Genomic DNA, 15,561 nt, shown 5'->3' with positions numbered 1-15,561 from the left:
AACGTATACATAATAGGAGTCAATTGACCCACTTTAAACACTAAACTTTTAATCAACTCATGCAAAAGTCAAATAAGCCAATCGCCGGTTACCATTTATTAATGATTCTTTCTTCCGTAGACGGAGAATTTGCCCCTGAAGAAGGAATGCTTGTACAGCAATATTTAGCTGATGAATTTCCGTTCAAAATGAATTTGGATAATGAACTGGAAACCATCGCCCTGCTTCAGCCTGAAGAATGGAAAGATCATTTTGAATTTCATGCCCGTTGTTTTTATGATGACTCTACGGAAGAAGAGCGCGTAAAATTTGCAGAATTTGCCAAAACACTTATAAAAGCTGATAACAAAGTAACGGATGAAGAACATACCTTCTATAAGCTTTTAAAGAATATGTGGCATCTGAACTAGACACCTGCCCAAAAAACCAATATGAGTATGAAAAAATTATATCTAGGACTATTAATCATGAGTGCTTCTACCCTTCAATCTCAAAAATTCCCTGATCTTAAGGCTCCTGTTGCAGAGAAACAGGACCACATCAGAACGATACACGGTGATAAGGTAAATGATCCGTATTACTGGATGATCGATTACTTCAAAAAAGGAAAAGACTCCACAAAAGTTGTTGATTACCTGAAGGCGGAAAATTCCTATTGGGAAGGAATGATGAAGGATACGGAACCTTTCAGGGAAAAACTTTTCCAGGAAATGAAATCCAGGATCAAAGAAAAAGATGAATCGGTTCCCTCGTTCAAAAACGGATATTACTATTATACACGGACTGAAACGGGAAAACAGTATTTTAAATATTGCAGAAAGAAAGGTAGTCTTGAGGCACCTGAAGAAATACTCCTGGATGTGGACCAGCTTGCTGAAGGACACCCTTATTATTCAGCGGCAGGATTCAACATAAGCCCGGATAATACAAAACTGGTGTATGGTGTGGATGATGTTTCGAGACGGCAGTATAAATTGTTTTTAAAGGACCTTTCTACAGGAAAAACAACCGATCTGGGCATTAAAAATACCGAAGGTGAAGCAATATGGGCTAATGATAATAAAACCATTTATTATACTGAGAATAATCCCGTAACACTTTTGTCTGAAAAAATCAAAAGGCATACACTCGGAACAGATCCTGGTAAAGATGTGGTGGTTTATGAAGAAAAGGATAAGTCCAATTACATCGGGGTAGGAAAATCTAAAAATGATAAATTCATTATGATTTATTCTGCTGCCACTACTTCTTCTGAGACAAGATACCTGAATGCAGATGATCCTAATGGTACATTTAAAGTATTTCAGCCACGTATGAAGGATGTTTTATACGATGTAACACCATTAGAGGATAAATTCCTGATCACCACGAACAAAGATGCCCTTAATTTTAAAGTCGTAGAAACTCCCTTAACCAAAACAGGAGTTGAAAACTGGAAAGATTTCATTCCCCACAGAAAAGATGTTTTAATGCAGGGCATTACGGAATTTAAAAATTACCTGGTTTTTAGCGAAAGGCAAAATGGGCTTTCCCAGTTGGTCATTTATGACAGGAAAACCGGGAAAAAAGAGTTTGTAAAATTCGATGAACCTACTTATACCGTTTCTCCGGCAGGAAACCCGGAATACAATACGGACAATTTCCGTTTCGGATACACGTCTATGATTACGCCGCTTTCCCAGTTTGAACAAGATCTGAAAACAGGGAAAAGAACTCTTTTAAAGCAGCAGGAGGTCTTAGGAGGCTACAATAAGGATAATTATGTAACAGAAAGACTTTTCGCTACCGCTAAAGACGGCACAAAAATACCTCTTTCAGTTGTGTACAAAAAAGGATTAACAAAGGACGGAAAAAATCCGCTGTTGCTTTATGCCTATGGTTCTTACGGAAATTCATCCAATGCCTCTTTCAGCATTACCAGATTAAGCCTTTTAGACAGAGGATTTGTCTTTGTGATGGCTCACATCCGTGGAGGTCAGGAGATGGGACGGCAGTGGTATGAAGATGGTAAAATGATGAAAAAGAAGAACACATTTACGGATTTCATCGATGCTGGAGAATATCTTGTAAAGGAAAAATTCACTTCTCCAAAGCATATGTATGCTCAGGGCGGAAGCGCCGGAGGCTTATTAATGGGAGCGATTGCCAATATGAGCCCGAATCTTTGGAATGGAGTTATTGCTCACGTTCCGTTTGTAGATGTGGTGAATACCATGCTTGATGAAAGCATCCCATTAACCACCAACGAATATGATGAATGGGGAAATCCTAATAATAAAGAGGCATATTTCTATATGAAATCCTATTCGCCTTATGAAAATGTAGAAAAGAAAAATTATCCCAATCTTTTGGTAACAACAGGATTGCATGACTCACAGGTACAGTATTTCGAGCCTGCAAAATGGGTGGCAAAATTACGGGATATGAAAACAGATAAAAATGTATTGTTTTTAAAAACTGATATGGCTTATGGTCACGGAGGTGCTTCTGGAAGATTCGACTACCTGAAGGATACTGCTTTGGTGTACGCCTTTATGTTTAAATTAGAAGGAATTAATCAATAATTTTATGAAAAAACTATTTGCCATATCCTTATTTTGTATTGGAATAGGATTAACAGCACAACAAAAAACCTACGATCCAAAGATGGTAGGGTGTTATAAGGGTTCTGAACAAAACCAACAGATCGAAGGTTTCTCAAAGTACTGGGTTTCATGCAGGATGGAAAACGGAAAAAGCATGCTTTTATTTGTTGCTATTGATCAGGACGGTAACGTACAACAGGAAACTGAAAATGGTAGCTGGTGGACAGAATCCGGAAAATATTATGAACTTCATAACTATGATAAGGTGATTGATGTGTACAATTATGAAGTACTGGATAACGGTAATGTAAAGTTCCAATCAATTGAATTAATGGGTAAAAAAGATAACACCTACACATTTATAGACACTAAAATAAAAGAAGATTAAATAGTAAAATAATTATGAGAAGAAAGATCGTTGCAGGAAACTGGAAAATGAACAAAAATGTAATTGATGCTCAGCAATTAATGATTCAATTACTTAGCTATAAAAACAATAACCCGACGAATTGTGAGGTTTGGATCGCTCCTCCTTCATTGTATCTGATGATGGCAAAAGACATCTTTGAAAAGGATGAGATCGGAGTTTTTTCCCAAGATATGAGTGAGCATGAAAGCGGAGCCTATACAGGAGAGCTTTCTGCAGATATGCTGGAATCTATTGATGTGACCGGATCACTTATCGGGCACTCTGAAAGAAGACAATACCACGGTGAAACAGATTCACATTGCAACAGAAAGGTTAAGTTAGCACTTGATAAAGGTTTAATTCCGGTATATTGCAATGGGGAAACACTTGAACAGAGAAAAGCAGGCCAGCACTTTGAAGTGGTAAAAAACCAGACTGAAGTGGCTTTATTTACTCTTTCCGCAGAGGAAATCAAAAAAGTAGTAATTGCTTACGAACCCGTTTGGGCAATCGGAACCGGTGAAACGGCTACACCTGAGCAGGCTCAGGAAATCCATGCACATATCAGAAGCATCATTGCTGCAAAATATGGACAGGAAGTTGCAGATGAAGTTTCCATCCTTTACGGAGGTTCAGTGAAGCCGGATAATGCTAAAGAAATTTTTTCCCAACCGGATATCGATGGTGGACTGATTGGCGGAGCTGCTTTAAAACTGGAGGATTTCTCTAAAATTATTGAGGCCTTTAATTAGTTTAGATATTAGAACTTAGATATTAGAGGTTAGATGCTCTACTGAATCAATATCATAAAAATAAAAAGCGGCGGAATTGTATTCCGCCGCTTTTCTTTTAAAAATATGATTACTGAATATCGACTACATACATTGTTCCTTTATCTACTTTTCCTGTCTTAGGAAGAATCTTCGCTTTCGGGTTTCCGTTTCCATCATCGGTAACTCCAAAATCATCGTCATTGAAAACAGCCAGTTTATTTCCTCCCAGATAAACAATTCCTTCGAATTTGTCGTGTTCATATCCCAATTTAGCAACCAGATCCACAGCTAAAGTCTTGGAAACCGGCTTTAGCCCGGCAGCATCAATCTCAGCCCATGTGGATTGTTCCAAAGCTTTATCATTGATCTTTAGCCCATCAACAGCAGCCAGGTCGGGACCGGTAACATCTGATGCGCCGGAAAGATTAATTCTGTACACTTTCTTCAGTCCGCCCTGAGAACCGAATTTCCCGTCTCTTTCAATAACTAAAAACTCAGTATTACTGATTGCTGTAATATCACAAACGGAATCGGATGCTCCCCCATCCTGTTTATATAAATATTGTTTTGTCTGCCCGGTTGCAAGGTCAAATGTTACAATCCTTGTTAAAGTAGTATTGGTAGCGAGAGCTTTGGTAGGAACATACATGGTCGACTGCATCGTTCCCACCAGCATCTTTCCGTCAGGAGTCATACACATTCCTTCCATTCCCCGGTTAGGTCTTCTTTTTGCGAAAACGGCAGGCAATTTCCTGTTTCCTGTATTCACTCCAATAGGACTGATCCTTTCCATCTCCACCCCATCCGCATTATAGTGAACGATGTGAGGTCCATATTCATCAGACACCCAAAACGTCCCGTCAGCAGCAGCTACAATACTCTCACTGTCCAATCCGTAATTATCAGTACCCAATACATTTCCATTGACACCATAAGCAATTTCACCCGTACTTCCCATTCCCTGAGGGTTTGGAAGTCCTGTAATAGGTTGTCCCGAAGGATTTTTAAGCTTGATATACTTCAGTACTTCGATATTTCCATCAGCATTGATCTTAAAATGCATGATCGTGGGTGTATAGTTGGGAATGAGGAATTTAATTCCATTCTGATAAGCGGTATTGGGACCACGGTCCGTGATCACATAAAATTCTCCTTTACGGGTAGGATGGGCTGTTGCTCCGGAACCGAAACCACCATTAATTACAGCGACTCCATTGATTGTAGCAACCGTTGTAAAAGGAAATTCCTGTGGCAGTTTATTATAATTGATGTCCTGGTTATTTACCGTATCATCGTTATTGCATGACCATAAAGTTCCTAGGATAAGAGATGAAAGAAGAAGTTTTTTCATGATTACTTTTTATGGTTGCGAATGTAAACAGCGATTGTGAACTAATGTTGAATTGAATAATAATTGTATTTTAAATATGACTTAATTTCTTTGTCTTGAAACAAAGGTTCAAGATTTAATATTTACTCCACACTCAGACAGTAGAATTTTTTTAACGTTTATAGGATTCATTTTTTTAACGTTTCCGGTTCCCAGGTCGCTGTCAAAATCAAAGATTTTTTTTAAAACTTAAGTGTATTTTCTATACAGCATTCTGGTCCTTAAAAACAGCTAACGTGTTTAAAAACTTTTGTGACTTTTGTGGTTAAAAAAAAGACATATAGTGTTAGATTCCTTCACTTCATATGCGCTCCGTTCTGAAATCGAAGATCAGACGTAGTTAATGACATAGGATTATTATAAAAAAGAAAAGCGCACCTATCGGTGCGCTTCATTAGTATTTAAAGAAACTTATTTTTTCTCTTTGGATCTCTGTAAAACCTCATCTACCATTCCGTAGTTTTTAGCTTCTTCAGAAGTCATCCAGTAATCCCTGTCAGAAGATTTTTCAACCCACTCATAAGTTTGTCCTGAATGCTCTGCAATGATATCGTAAAGCTCCTGTTTTAATTTCAACATCTCTCTCAGGTTGATCTCCATATCAGAAGCAACACCTTGTGCACCTCCTGAAGGCTGGTGGATCATTACCCTTGAATGCTTAAGTGCGGAACGTTTTCCTTTTTCTCCGGCAACTAACAATACAGCTCCCATTGAAGCAGCAATACCTGTACAGATTGTCGCTACATCCGGTTTGATGATCTGCATCGTATCATAGATACCTAAACCTGCATATACACTACCACCAGGAGAGTTGATATAGATCTGAATATCTTTTGAAGGGTCAGCACTTTCAAGGAATAAAAGCTGTGCTGTTACGATATTAGCTACCTGGTCATCGATTCCGGTTCCAAGGAAAATAATCCTGTCCATCATCAAACGGGAGAAAACGTCCATCTGAGCAACGTTCAATCTTCTTTCCTCCATAATGTAAGGCGTAAGATTCGTTGGACCATACATTCCCATATACTGATCGGTAACCAAACCGCTGTTTCCTAAATGCTTTACAGAGAAATCTCTGAATTCTTTTTTAATGTCCATATTTCTATTGGTATTATTTTAAATTTTTCTGAAGTTTAAATTACAACTTTTATTCCTAAAATTTTATAGGACTTTTTGTCAGAAATGATTGATGCCCCGCCAACAGTTTGTCTTAAAATTATCTTTTACTGTCTCTATAAATCCCTTTAATGGGTGAGTATTCGATAATATCATTAAGTTTCATTGACGCCTGTTTCAATAAGGTGATCTTTTTGATCAGTTCAAAATATTTTCCTTCATCTTTTCCGCTGTATTGATCCAGCTCTTTAGCCGTTTCTTTGATCAGGTAGTCGATATACCGGTATTTATGCAGCAAGACGTCACCTTTGATCTGCTCTGCCACTTTATCCCCGTAATTGGGAGGATAAATATTCCGGGATGCCCAGTTTTCAAGCTCATCCAATGGAATTAACGCATCTACTACCTTCGAGGTGATCTGCTCGTCCATAAAAGATACGAAAAAATTCCCGCTTCTCAGTTCATCCTGCTGGATGCCTTCTTTTACCTGATTAATGATGATCTCATTTCCTTTTACCAAAAATTGATATTGCTCTTCCTCAAAATGGTGCAGAATTTCTTCAATGACCGTGATCTGATACTCCTCATTATTGGCGTCCGTTCTTTTTAAAACAACATCTCCAAACATCAGCATATGATCCACAAGCTTACTCTCCATAAACAAGACATCATACAGAAAAGGATCCCCTTTATCCTCATCCGGAGGAACAATATCCATTTTAACGGGAACATTTTCTTTCTGCTGCTGAACATGCTGGTTCTGATTTTGGGTAATCTGCCTCTGGACATCCAGTTCATTAAACAAGCTCTGTTCGGAAAGTCCGAATTTATTGGAAACTTCTTTTAAGTAAACCTCTCTTTTCAAGGCATTCTGAACAAACCCTACGGATTTAACGATGTTCCTGATCGCCTCGGCTTTTTTAATAGGATCACCTCCTGCTTCTTTTAAAAGAATTTCAGCTTTAAAATCAATAAAATCCATCGCCTCATTTTCGATGAATTTTTCCACATAGTCCTGCGGATGTTTTCTGGCAAAGGAATCCGGGTCATCTCCTTCAGGAAATAAAAGAACTCGGATATTCATTCCTTCTGTCAGCAACATATCAATACTTCGGAAACTGGCTTTAATTCCGGCATTATCTCCATCAAAGAGGATGGTTACATTTTCCGTTAGTCTTTTGATCAGTTTGATCTGTTCTGTCGTCAGGGAAGTTCCCGAGCTTGCCACCACATTTTCAATTCCGCAAAGATGAAGAGAAATCACGTCCATATATCCTTCCACCAAGAGACAGACGTTTTTCCTGGAAATAGCCTGCTTACTTTGGTTTAATCCATAAAGGACATTCGATTTATGGTAGATCTCCGTTTCCGGGGAATTGAGGTATTTTGCTGTTTTTACATTATTTTTAAGGATCCTGGCACCAAAACCCAATACCCTTCCCGAGAAGCTATGGATCGGAAAGATGACCCTTTCACGAAAACGGTCAATTCCATTCGGTGCATTTTCAGGAAAAATAGAGAGTCCTGATTTCTCAAGAATTTCTTTAGAATATCCTTTCTCTAAAGCATACGCCGTAAAGGCATTTTTCTTTTCAGGAGAATACCCCAGCTGGAATTTTTTTATGATATCATCTTTCAGCTCACGTTCTCTGAAATAAGCCAATCCAATGGATTTTCCTTCTTCAGCCGCCCAAAGGAAATTCTGAAAATAATCATTGGCCACTTCATGAATTTTATATAATAAATCCCTTTCAGACTGGGCATTTTTAGCTTCTTCAGAAAACTCGCGCTGATCTTCTTCAATTTCAATTCCGTATTTTTTGGCAGCATGGCGAAGCGCCTCGGGATAGGTGAAGTTTTCAATTTCCATGAGGAAGGAAATCGCAGTTCCTCCTTTTCCTGTAGAGAAATCCTTCCAGATCTGCTTACTCGGAGAAACGACAAAACTGGGAGATTTTTCTTCGTGGAAGGGACTGAGTCCTTTATAATTAGACCCTGCCCGTTTCAGCTGCACATATTCACCCACAATCTCTTCTACCCGGATCGTGGAGAATATCTTATCAATGGTCTGTTTGGAAATCATGGTGTAAAAGTATAATATTTCTATTGTAAAACAAAAAAATCCCCCTTCGTGAAATTCCTAAAATTGATAAAATTCGTGTTCGATCTAAATAAAATAATTAGGCTAAATTTGACAAATGAAAAATGACACCCGGATGAATGACAGAATGCCTGGTTGAACGCATTCTCAATAAAAGTTTCATGTATGGCTGAAGATTATAAAGCTTTTAATATCTACAAACCTGCCAACGGTTTTGTATGGACAAGGGAAAGATTAATTTATATTTTAATAGGTATCCCTTTCCTCACTGTTGCTTTTGTGCTTTATATACTCAAAGTTCCGGAAAAGGAAATTCCGGGCTGGTTCGCATGGATCATAGGAATACCTATGTTTATTGCCTTCATCGGAGGTTTTATTAATGTCTGGTTTCCGGAACAGCTAAAAGGTCGAATGGAAGGAAAACTTATTTTTGAAAAAGAAAAAATTACCGTCGACAATGAGGTTTTTTTGACGCAAAATCTAAAGTATGTGGAAATAGTACAAAATGATCATAAGGGAAGGTTCATTATCAGGAACGGTGCTGACGGTGCTTTTTCCCAAGGCTGCAATAATTATTTAAAAATCAGACTTTTGGATAATGAGGAAAGGAAAGTTCTGTTTCAGATAAAACAACCAGGAGAACTTTTACAAATATCCAATCAGCTTAACTTTTACATAGAACAGGGTTTAATGACCAAGGAAGCCCGAAACAATATATTAAACTATACATCATAAATGGAATTGAAAATCAATAAAATCGAAGACTGGCAGGCTGTAGTGGAAAAAATTATTCCTCAATTGCAGCACCCTATTCTTTTGCTAAAAGGAAACCTGGGAGCCGGAAAAACAACATTTACACAGTTTTTGCTTAAAAACCTGGGAAGTGAGGATGAGGTAAGCTCCCCAACCTATTCTATTGTGAATGAGTACAGCAGTCCCAAAGGAAAAATTTTTCACTTTGATCTTTACCGTCTGAAAAATATTGACGAGGTGTATGATATCGGTATTGAGGAATATCTGGACAATGCTTATCTATGCATTATCGAATGGCCGGAAGTATATGAAGAAGAGCTGTACGGCCTGGAATATCACTCAATGAGCATTTTAAATACCGGTGAAAGCAGAGAAATCACTTTCGAGTAAATATTATGTATCTTTGCTTACTAAATTTGATTATAAAAACATTTATCTGTAAGACATAATTAATGTAAAGAATGAGTACTACAAATATTTTCACTCCTTTTACTGAAGAAGAATTGATGCCGAAAGAGGAAAAACTGGAAGTTATAAAGAAGGGTAAACAATTTAGTATTGGTGTTCCCAAAGAAACGTGTCTTCACGAAAGAAGAACCTGTATCACTCCTGATGCAGTGCAGGTATTGGTAGATCACGGCCACGAAATCATTATCGAATCGGGGGCCGGAGTAGGATCTTTTTTTACAGATTTACAGTACTCCGAATCAGGAGCAAAGATCACTACAGATCCCAAAGAAGCTTTCGGACAGGATTTGATTTTAAAGATCAACCCTCCTACTGAGGAAGAAATTGATTATATGAAGCCTAATACGTATCTGGTTTCTGCCCTTCAGATCAATTTAAGAGAGAAAGAATATTTCCTGAAGCTTGCTGAGAAAAAAATCAATGCAATCGCTTTCGAATTTATTATCGACGAATACAAGCAGCTTGCCTTGGTAAGGCTGGTAGGTGAAATTGCCGGAACCGTTTCCATCCTATATGCATCGGAATTGCTGGCTTTATCCAATGGCCTTATGCTGGGTGGAATTACAGGTGTGAGACCTTCGGAAGTCCTGATCCTTGGAGCAGGAATCGTGGGCGAATTTGCCACCAAAGCAGCTATCGGTTTAGGGGCCAGTGTAAGGGTTTTTGATAATTCCCTATCGAAACTACGCCGACTCCATACCATCGTAGACAGCCGTGTTCCTACTTCTATTATCGATCCTAAAGAGCTGGGTAAAGCTTTAAGACGTGCAGATGTTGTGATCGGAGCCCTTCCGAGATTGAATATGCAGCCGATCGTTACGGAAGATATGGTAATGAAAATGAAAAAAGGAAGTGTGATCATTGATATTACTATAGATAATGGTAAAGTAATCGAAACATCAGAACTTACGACCATGGAAGAACCTTATATCATAAAACATGGAGTGATCCATTGCGGTCTTCCGAATCTTACGTCAAAAATGCCGAGAACGACAACAAAGGCTATTTCTAATTTCTTTTTATCCTACATTTTAAATTATGATGAGGAAGGTGGCTTTGAAAATATGCTGATCCGCAAAAATGAAATGAAGCAAAGTCTTTATATGTATAAAGGAAGACATACGAAAAAGATCATCTGCGACCGTTTCGGGCTTACTTATCATGATATCAATCTTTTAATTTTCTAATGAAAAAACTGAAGTTTTATTTAATCGGCCTTATTCCGGGGCTTATTATCGTATTTTTTATATTAAACAAAAAAGGGGCAAGCTGCTCGGGATATTTGCCCAACAGCCGTGTTATTGCTGAAACGCTTTCAAAGGATTTTAAGTATTCAGAGACATTCAGTAATGAAATGAAAACCTTAAAGATTGATGAAAAATTTCTGAAAGACAGTATTATCACCAAAGGAAAAGTAGATTTCGACCGCAGCCATGCTCAGAAAAAACCATGTCCGGAATATATACTGATCTATCCGGAAACCCATCCGACCTACGAGATCGGATATGAAAAATGTGAGGAAACGGTAACGCTGAACAGCCTTAAAAAACTGAAATAAGCAGGTATTATTTAAAGAAACCAACCATGGATGGCAATTATTACATGATTCATGATTATCTGATATTCATTGGAGTCTTTGCTATTTTCTTTTTTCTTACGGTAAGCATCTACCTGTTTGGCCAGAATAAAAAATTCAAACAACGAAATACCAAGCTGTCGGAAACGAATAAGCTGATTGAGCAGCGACTGAATGAAGTTCAGCTGGAACACATTGGTACCAAGCTGAATCCGCATCTGTTTAAAAATATCCTCAATTCCGTTCAGTCTCACGCTTACCAGACCTATATGTCCCTGGATAAGCTGGCGAACGTGCTGGATTATATCTTATACGAAAGCAATAATAAATTCGTAAGCCCGAAGGAAGAACTCACTTTTGCCTTAAGCCTTATTGAAATCAATAAGATCAAGATCAACCCTCTTTTTGATTTCAGGATCAAATCCAAAATCGATAAATCCGACCGTATCTTTGAAGAGAAAGTATTTGCTCCGCTGATTTCTGTGGACCTGATAGAAAACGCTTTTAAACATACGGATTTTTTAGCCCAGGATTCTTTTATATCCATATATCTGGAGCTGGAAAACGGGATCTACACCATGAAGGTGATCAACAAAGCTTCCCTGAAAAACGTTTTGGAAAAAGAAAAAAGCGGATTCGGAAGCCAGTCCCTGGATCAAAGGCTGAAAATGATCTATAACACGCATTATCAGCTTCAAAAAAGTTCCAAAAACGGGATCTTCACAGCAGAATTACAAATTAATTTAGGAGAGTTCTATGATAAAGTGCGTTATTCTTGATGATGAATTGCTGGCGATAAGCTATTTAAAGCTTCTATGTGAACAGATTGATCATGTAGAGGTGGTAAAGGCTTTTAACGATCCTAAAATTTTCCTCAGCGAAATCCATTCCATCGACTGCAACGTATGCATTCTGGACATTGAAATGCCGGGAATGACGGGCCTTCAGGTAGCAGAATTGATTTCAGATTCTAAAAAGATCATTTTCACGACAGCCTATAAAGAATATGCCGCCGAAGCGTTCGATCTTAATGTGGTGGATTATGTGCGTAAACCTATTAAAAAAGAAAGACTCATTCAGGCTTTTGAAAAGGCGAAGGAACTGGTCAACAGCCCGCAGAAGAAAGACTTTATCGAATGGAATACGAATATCGGGAAAACCATTATTTTCACAGAGCAGATTGCTTATATTAAAACCTCGGAGATCGACAGCCGCGATAAAGATATTATTCTCAACGACGGAACCAATATCGTCCTTAAAAACCTCAATTTTAAAAATCTTCTGGACATGCTTCCTGCTAAAGATTTCGCCCAGATCAATAAAAAAGAGATCATCGCATTGTCTTCCATAAAAGTATTTTCAACCAACGAGATCATTACCACAATTCCTGCGGAAGATGATAATTTCCTGAAACTTCAGATCGGAGATACCTATAAAAGCGCTCTGATGGAAATGTTCGGAAAATAGATCCTTCAAATGATCCGGTTTTCGCTGCAGAATTCAGGTCTTTGATTACAAGCTCCTTTTTACAATGATCAGTCCGCATACTTTTGCCTCTGATTAAATGATTGATCATGAAAAGATTTTTTTATGCATGTGGAATTCTCATATCCGGATGTTGTTTTTCCCAGGAATCTACTTCTCAAGTGAAAGCCGCATTTTTTGACGGAGTGGCAGCAGCCGGATATGTGGATCATGGCGCTTTCATCAATTTTACGGGACCGAATATCAACATCACCTGGCGCCATACAAAATTTATTGTAGGAATGCTTCCGTCTCTCCGGATTAAAGAAGACCGGTCAGAAGGGACGAAAAACAATGCAGTTACTCCTAACCTGGGGGCAGGCCTTACTTTTGTTTACAAAAAGATAGCCCTTCAGGTTCCGGTGTACTATAATACCAAGACTTCTACACAAAATGGCAGCTGGAAAGTAGGAATTGGGCTTGGATATTCTTTAAAATAGATTTTTCATTACATTATTTATGGCATTTATTACATTTTACAAAAAATAATATCTGTCATCCATATATTCTTTAGAAATTTACACTAAAATAACGGATTATGAATTTGGGGAAATACAGAAATATTATTTTTTATGCAGTTACGATCGCTGTTTTCTCTTGCCTGATGTACTTCTTTATTATTGAAGGACAAACATTGGAGGTAAAAGAAAATCTTGTTGTAAAAACAAGTTCAGGATCTACCTGGGATAACTTTATAGAATCATTTAAAGCCAACCTTCATCATCCATTGGCTTTACTGCTGGCACAAATCGTTACCATCATCCTGGTCGCCCGGTTATTCGGATGGATTTGCATGAAAATAAAACAGCCGACGGTGATCGGAGAAATGATTGCCGGTATTGTTCTGGGACCTTCATTACTGGGAATGTACTTTCCGGAGTTTTCATCCTTTCTTTTTCCAAAAGAGTCCCTTGGGAATTTACAGTTTTTAAGCCAGATCGGGCTGATCCTGTTCATGTATATCGTTGGTATGGAACTTGACCTTAGCGTCTTAAGAAAAAAGGCGCATGATGCCGTAGTGATCAGCCACGCCAGTATCATTATCCCTTTTGCACTGGGTATTGGACTCTCCTATTTCATCTATCAGGAATTTGCACCGGATGGTATCCAGTTTACTTCTTTTGCCTTATTTATTGCTATTTCAATGAGCATTACTGCCTTTCCGGTACTGGCAAGGATCGTCCAGGAGAGAAATCTGCAGAAAACCAAACTGGGAACCATCGTTATTACCTGTGCCGCAGCAGATGATATTACCGCATGGTGTATCCTTGCAGCCGTAATCGCTATTGTAAAAGCGGGATCTTTTGCCAGTTCGATCTATGTGATCTTAATGGCCATAGGTTATGTCTTTTTTATGATCAAGATCGTAAGGCCGTTCCTCAAGAGGATCGGTGATCTGCAGGCAGGTAAAAACACCATCAACAAACCGATGGTCGCCATCTTTTTTTTAACGCTTATTCTTTCTGCATATGTAACGGAAGTGATCGGAATCCATGCCTTGTTCGGAGCTTTTATGGCTGGAGCTATTATGCCTGAGAACGCTAAATTCCGTACGATGTTCATCGATAAAATCGAAGATGTGGCCCTGGTTCTTTTACTTCCTTTATTCTTTGTATTTACAGGACTCCGGACACAGATCGGACTGCTCAATGACGGACACCTTTGGATGACAGCCGGATTTATAATTCTGATTGCTGTAGCCGGAAAATTTGCAGGAAGTGCTTTAGCTGCACGATTCCTCGGGATCAACTGGAAAGACAGCTTAACGATCGGTGCTTTGATGAATACCCGTGGATTAATGGAACTTATCGTTCTGAATATCGGATATGACCTCGGTGTTCTGGGTCCCGAAATTTTCGCCATGCTGGTGATCATGGCTTTGTTCACGACCTTTATGACCGGACCGGCACTGGATTTTTTCAATTATCTTTTTAAATCTAAAAAGGATGAAAATATCCCAAATGGGCATCATGATTCGAAATACCGAGTTTTGCTTTCATTTGACAATCCTGAATCGGGAAGTACATTATTAAAACTCGCTCATGATTTTACCAATAAAATGAATGGCAATAAAAGCATTACTGCCATGAATATTGCTCCCGTCGAGGAAATGCATGCCTATGACATCAATGAATACGAGAATGAGCAGTTTAAAAATGTAATCGAAACCTCCCACGACCTGAAACTTGAAGTCACTACCCTTTTCAAAGCATCTACGGATATTGAAAACGATCTTACCAGCATTTCAAACAAAGGAAACTACGACCTCCTTTTGATCATGCTTGGAAAATCGATGTATGAAGGAAGTCTACTAGGCAGGCTGCTGGGTTTCACCACGAAGATCATCAACCCGGAAAAACTCCTGAATACCGTAAAAGGAAAAGGATATATTTTCAACAACTCCCCTTTTGACGATTTCACTTTACAAATCCTTGATAAAACCAATATCCCGGTAGGAGTTCTGGTAGAAAAAGATTTCAAAAGTGCGGATAAAGTATTTGTCCCGATCTTCAACCTCAGCGATTTTTACCTGCTGGAATACGCCAAGAGGCTGATCAACAATAATAATTCGCAGATCATCATTCTGGATGTCGCAGGACAGATCCGGAATAATATCGAGGTGAAAGAACTCATCAGAAGCATTGAACAGGTTGCCCCTAATCATATCACCCTATATAACGAGAAAAAGATCGAAAAGGAGTTTTTAAATTCCCAGGATCTGATGCTCATCAGCAGTAAAAGCTGGAAAGGATTAATCGATACCAAAAGTATCTGGCTATCCGATATACCTTCTGCTCTTATTATATCCAATCCATAACAGGTTCGGTTAGCAACTGTATGGTTCGTACCTATAAAAAAGACCGGC

Annotated in this window: 15 protein-coding genes; 12 read left to right on the top strand and 3 right to left on the bottom strand. The window is 38.5% G+C overall.

Annotation, left to right across the window (positions count from 1 at the left end; translation table 11 throughout):
* Window positions 1–59: 59 nt before the first annotated feature.
* From G9C87_RS01045 to tpiA, 4 genes are read left to right on the top strand one after another with little or no spacing between them, the layout of a single operon-like run.
* Window positions 60–410, top strand: a complete 351-nt coding sequence (locus G9C87_RS01045) for a TerB family tellurite resistance protein (protein ID WP_172277052.1) — start codon at window positions 60–62, stop codon at window positions 408–410.
* A 27-nt stretch (window positions 411–437) separates the two neighbouring features.
* Complete coding sequence (locus G9C87_RS01040) at window positions 438–2,564, top strand: S9 family peptidase (RefSeq protein ID WP_172277049.1); 2,127 nt, start codon at window positions 438–440, stop codon at window positions 2,562–2,564.
* A gap of 4 nt (window positions 2,565–2,568) precedes the next feature.
* A complete protein-coding gene (locus tag G9C87_RS01035; RefSeq protein WP_172277046.1) occupies window positions 2,569–2,973 on the top strand; it encodes a hypothetical protein in 405 nt (134 codons plus the stop codon).
* Between the two features lie 14 nt (window positions 2,974–2,987).
* The gene (gene tpiA, locus G9C87_RS01030) at window positions 2,988–3,746 is read left to right on the top strand and encodes a triose-phosphate isomerase (protein WP_172277043.1); all 759 of its coding nucleotides are present in this window, start codon (window positions 2,988–2,990) and stop codon (window positions 3,744–3,746) included.
* 109 nt (window positions 3,747–3,855) lie between these two features.
* Here tpiA and G9C87_RS01025 read toward each other — a convergent pair whose 3' ends face one another.
* The 3 genes from G9C87_RS01025 to dnaG all read right to left on the bottom strand — a co-directional run bounded on the left by G9C87_RS01025 (window position 3,856) and on the right by dnaG (window position 8,356).
* Complete coding sequence (locus G9C87_RS01025; RefSeq protein WP_172277040.1) at window positions 3,856–5,118, bottom strand: esterase-like activity of phytase family protein; 1,263 nt, start codon at window positions 5,116–5,118, stop codon at window positions 3,856–3,858.
* A gap of 450 nt (window positions 5,119–5,568) precedes the next feature.
* The gene (gene clpP / locus G9C87_RS01020) at window positions 5,569–6,255 is read right to left on the bottom strand and encodes an ATP-dependent Clp endopeptidase proteolytic subunit ClpP (protein ID WP_007842699.1); all 687 of its coding nucleotides are present in this window, start codon (window positions 6,253–6,255) and stop codon (window positions 5,569–5,571) included.
* 118 nt (window positions 6,256–6,373) lie between these two features.
* A complete protein-coding gene (gene dnaG, locus G9C87_RS01015; RefSeq protein ID WP_172277037.1) occupies window positions 6,374–8,356 on the bottom strand; it encodes a DNA primase in 1,983 nt (660 codons plus the stop codon).
* Between the two features lie 183 nt (window positions 8,357–8,539).
* Between dnaG and G9C87_RS01010 the strand changes: the two genes are divergently transcribed.
* The 8 genes from G9C87_RS01010 (at window position 8,540) to G9C87_RS00975 (ending at window position 15,513) form a co-directional block, all read left to right on the top strand.
* Window positions 8,540–9,109 (top strand): hypothetical protein, encoded by a 570-nt coding sequence (locus G9C87_RS01010; protein WP_172277034.1) that lies wholly within the window; start codon window positions 8,540–8,542, stop codon window positions 9,107–9,109.
* The gene (tsaE, locus tag G9C87_RS01005) at window positions 9,110–9,517 is read left to right on the top strand and encodes a tRNA (adenosine(37)-N6)-threonylcarbamoyltransferase complex ATPase subunit type 1 TsaE (protein WP_172277031.1); all 408 of its coding nucleotides are present in this window, start codon (window positions 9,110–9,112) and stop codon (window positions 9,515–9,517) included.
* A 71-nt stretch (window positions 9,518–9,588) separates the two neighbouring features.
* The gene (locus tag G9C87_RS01000; RefSeq protein ID WP_172277028.1) at window positions 9,589–10,782 is read left to right on the top strand and encodes an alanine dehydrogenase; all 1,194 of its coding nucleotides are present in this window, start codon (window positions 9,589–9,591) and stop codon (window positions 10,780–10,782) included.
* Entirely contained in the window at window positions 10,782–11,153 is a 372-nt protein-coding gene (locus G9C87_RS00995) for a hypothetical protein (RefSeq protein WP_172277025.1), read from the top strand. The genes G9C87_RS01000 and G9C87_RS00995 overlap by 1 nt, the downstream gene beginning before the upstream one ends.
* Window positions 11,154–11,179: 26 nt before the next feature.
* A complete protein-coding gene (locus G9C87_RS00990; RefSeq protein WP_172277022.1) occupies window positions 11,180–11,950 on the top strand; it encodes a histidine kinase in 771 nt (256 codons plus the stop codon).
* Window positions 11,928–12,638, top strand: a complete 711-nt coding sequence (locus tag G9C87_RS00985; RefSeq protein WP_172277019.1) for a LytR/AlgR family response regulator transcription factor — start codon at window positions 11,928–11,930, stop codon at window positions 12,636–12,638. The genes G9C87_RS00990 and G9C87_RS00985 overlap by 23 nt, the downstream gene beginning before the upstream one ends.
* 107 nt (window positions 12,639–12,745) lie before the next feature.
* Window positions 12,746–13,135, top strand: a complete 390-nt coding sequence (locus tag G9C87_RS00980; protein WP_172277016.1) for a hypothetical protein — start codon at window positions 12,746–12,748, stop codon at window positions 13,133–13,135.
* A 98-nt stretch (window positions 13,136–13,233) separates the two neighbouring features.
* Window positions 13,234–15,513, top strand: coding sequence for a cation:proton antiporter (locus tag G9C87_RS00975; RefSeq protein WP_228456925.1), 2,280 nt, complete (start codon window positions 13,234–13,236; stop codon window positions 15,511–15,513).
* Window positions 15,514–15,561 lie beyond the last annotated feature (48 nt).

Origin of the sequence: Chryseobacterium sp. LAM-KRS1, assembly GCF_013184525.1 — a bacterium.
Classification (GTDB): domain Bacteria; phylum Bacteroidota; class Bacteroidia; order Flavobacteriales; family Weeksellaceae; genus Chryseobacterium; species Chryseobacterium proteolyticum.
This window is presented reverse-complemented; position numbering and strand designations above follow the sequence as displayed.

Bases quoted from the DNA above. Each gene is read 5' to 3' on its own strand.
- G9C87_RS01045 (WP_172277052.1), top strand. From the start codon at position 60: ATGCAAAAGTCAAATAAGCCAATCGCCGGTTACCATTTATTAATGATT.
- G9C87_RS01040 (WP_172277049.1), top strand. From the start codon at position 438: ATGAAAAAATTATATCTAGGACTATTAATCATGAGTGCTTCTACCCTT.
- G9C87_RS01035 (WP_172277046.1), top strand. From the start codon at position 2,569: ATGAAAAAACTATTTGCCATATCCTTATTTTGTATTGGAATAGGATTA.
- tpiA (WP_172277043.1), top strand. From the start codon at position 2,988: ATGAGAAGAAAGATCGTTGCAGGAAACTGGAAAATGAACAAAAATGTA.
- G9C87_RS01025 (WP_172277040.1), bottom strand. From the start codon at position 5,118: ATGAAAAAACTTCTTCTTTCATCTCTTATCCTAGGAACTTTATGGTCA.
- clpP (WP_007842699.1), bottom strand. From the start codon at position 6,255: ATGGACATTAAAAAAGAATTCAGAGATTTCTCTGTAAAGCATTTAGGA.
- dnaG (WP_172277037.1), bottom strand. From the start codon at position 8,356: ATGATTTCCAAACAGACCATTGATAAGATATTCTCCACGATCCGGGTA.
- G9C87_RS01010 (WP_172277034.1), top strand. From the start codon at position 8,540: ATGGCTGAAGATTATAAAGCTTTTAATATCTACAAACCTGCCAACGGT.
- tsaE (WP_172277031.1), top strand. From the start codon at position 9,110: ATGGAATTGAAAATCAATAAAATCGAAGACTGGCAGGCTGTAGTGGAA.
- G9C87_RS01000 (WP_172277028.1), top strand. From the start codon at position 9,589: ATGAGTACTACAAATATTTTCACTCCTTTTACTGAAGAAGAATTGATG.
- G9C87_RS00995 (WP_172277025.1), top strand. From the start codon at position 10,782: ATGAAAAAACTGAAGTTTTATTTAATCGGCCTTATTCCGGGGCTTATT.
- G9C87_RS00990 (WP_172277022.1), top strand. From the start codon at position 11,180: ATGGATGGCAATTATTACATGATTCATGATTATCTGATATTCATTGGA.
- G9C87_RS00985 (WP_172277019.1), top strand. From the start codon at position 11,928: ATGATAAAGTGCGTTATTCTTGATGATGAATTGCTGGCGATAAGCTAT.
- G9C87_RS00980 (WP_172277016.1), top strand. From the start codon at position 12,746: ATGAAAAGATTTTTTTATGCATGTGGAATTCTCATATCCGGATGTTGT.
- G9C87_RS00975 (WP_228456925.1), top strand. From the start codon at position 13,234: ATGAATTTGGGGAAATACAGAAATATTATTTTTTATGCAGTTACGATC.